Genomic DNA, 1,742 nt, shown 5'->3' on the forward strand with positions numbered 1-1,742 from the left:
CCGCCCTCGAGCCAGCGCTGCCGGCCCGGGCGGGCCGCCTCGGCCTCGGTGATCTCGCCGCGCAGCAGCCAGTCCCAGCCGAGGACGGCGTAACAGTCGAGGATCAGCCCGACGTCGAGGAAGCGGTCGCGTTCGGCCAGCACCTGGCGCACCCGCTCGCCGGAGTCGGCGCCGCTGCCGTGCACCGCGATGGCGGTCATCCAGTCGATGCGGGCGAGCAGGGTGGGGTCGCCGAACTCGTGGGCCTGCCGGACGGCGGCCGCGGTGATCCGGTCGGAGGTGCGCTGCAGTCCCAGCATCCGCAGGGCGAGGGTCAGGCCGACGAGGTCGCGGGCCCGTTCCGGGGTCCGGCCGAGCCGGCTCGTCGGGTGGATGAACCGCAGGCCGTAGAGCAGTGACCGCAGCGGGCGCAGGGTACGCACGCTGCCGGAGCCGCCGTAGTGGTAGAGCGTCGTCTGCAGCCGCAGCCGCTCGCGGTAGGCGCCCTTGGCGGTGCCGTAGCCGAGCCGGGTGACGCCGATCAGGCAGCCCACGAAGAACAGCCACATGCCGGTGAGCGCGGCCAGGACCGGGTTGCGCGGCAGCGGGCGGCCCAGCTCGGCCAGGCCCTGCTCGACCGCGCGGACCTGCGCCGCACCACCCCAGTTGCTCTCGTGCACGCGGGCCAGGTGCAGGTGCAGGTGGGCCCGCGCGATCCGGTCGGTGGTCCCCTCCAGGGCGGTGGTCAGGGCGGCGATCGCCTCGTCGAAGCGGCCGTTCTGGTGGTACGCGACCCCGAGCAGCTGGTGGAACTCACTGTCTACGGTCAGGCCGCCGGTCTCGGCGGCCTCGGCGGCGTACTCCAGGAAGGTCAGCGCCGTGTCGGGGGCGTGCTCGGCCAGCGCCCGGGCTCCGGCGGCCTGTCCCGCGCGCAGCATCCGGGCCGGCTCGTAGGAGGGGTCGCCGAGCGCGCAGTGCCGGGCGAGGGCGTACACGTCGGCCCCCTCCTTACGGTCGAGCACATCGGCGATGCGCTGGTGCAGCCGGCGTACCTCGTCGTCGGGCAGGCCGTCGATCAGCGCGAGGCGGATGCTGTCGTGCACGAACCGCACGGTGCCCTCGCGGTGCTCGACGAGGCCGCGGCGGGCGGCGTCGGAGAGGACGTCGAGGACCCGGCGGCGGCCGACGCCGGCCACCTCGGCGACCAGGCCGGGGGCGAAGGTGGCGCCGATGACGCCGGCGAGCTGCAACAGCCGGCGGTTCTCCGGGGCCAGCGTGCCCATCCGGCGCAGCAGCAGCTGGGCGGAGTCGGCCGGCAGGGCCAGCTCCTGCACGCCGGCGGTGTCCACCCGCCAGACGCCCCAGTCGGGGGTCAGCAGGCCGGCGTCGATGACCGCCCGGGCATAACCGATCGTCGCGAACGGGTTCCCGCCGGTCAGCACGGCGATCGCGGTGGCCCCGCGCTCGTCGATCCGGACCCCGCCGGACAGGGAGCTGATCAGGTCACCGACCGCCGCGGCGCTCAGCGGCGCCAGCGTGATGTCGGTGTCGGGGCCGGGCTGGAGGCGGTTCAGGACCATGGCGGCCGCGGGCGCGCCCTCGTCGTCGTTGCGGGCGGTGGCCACCACGAGCAGCGGCACCCCGGTGAGCCCGGCGGCGAGCTGCTCGAGCACCCGGACGGTGCCGTCGTCGAACCACTGCACGTCGTCGAGGTGCAGCAGCACCGGGCCGGTCGTCCGGGCCAGGCCGGAGAGCAGGTCGGC

General features: G+C 75.4%; 1 protein-coding gene. It reads right to left on the reverse strand.

Annotated features, from left to right (window positions below; translation table 11 throughout):
- On the reverse strand, positions 1-1,742 hold a 1,742-nt coding region (locus AB0C29_RS46850), incomplete at both ends, for a hypothetical protein (RefSeq protein ID WP_360834649.1).

The organism is Actinoplanes sp. NPDC048791 (genome assembly GCF_040650095.1).
In the GTDB taxonomy this organism is placed as follows: Bacteria; Actinomycetota; Actinomycetes; order Mycobacteriales; family Micromonosporaceae; genus Actinoplanes.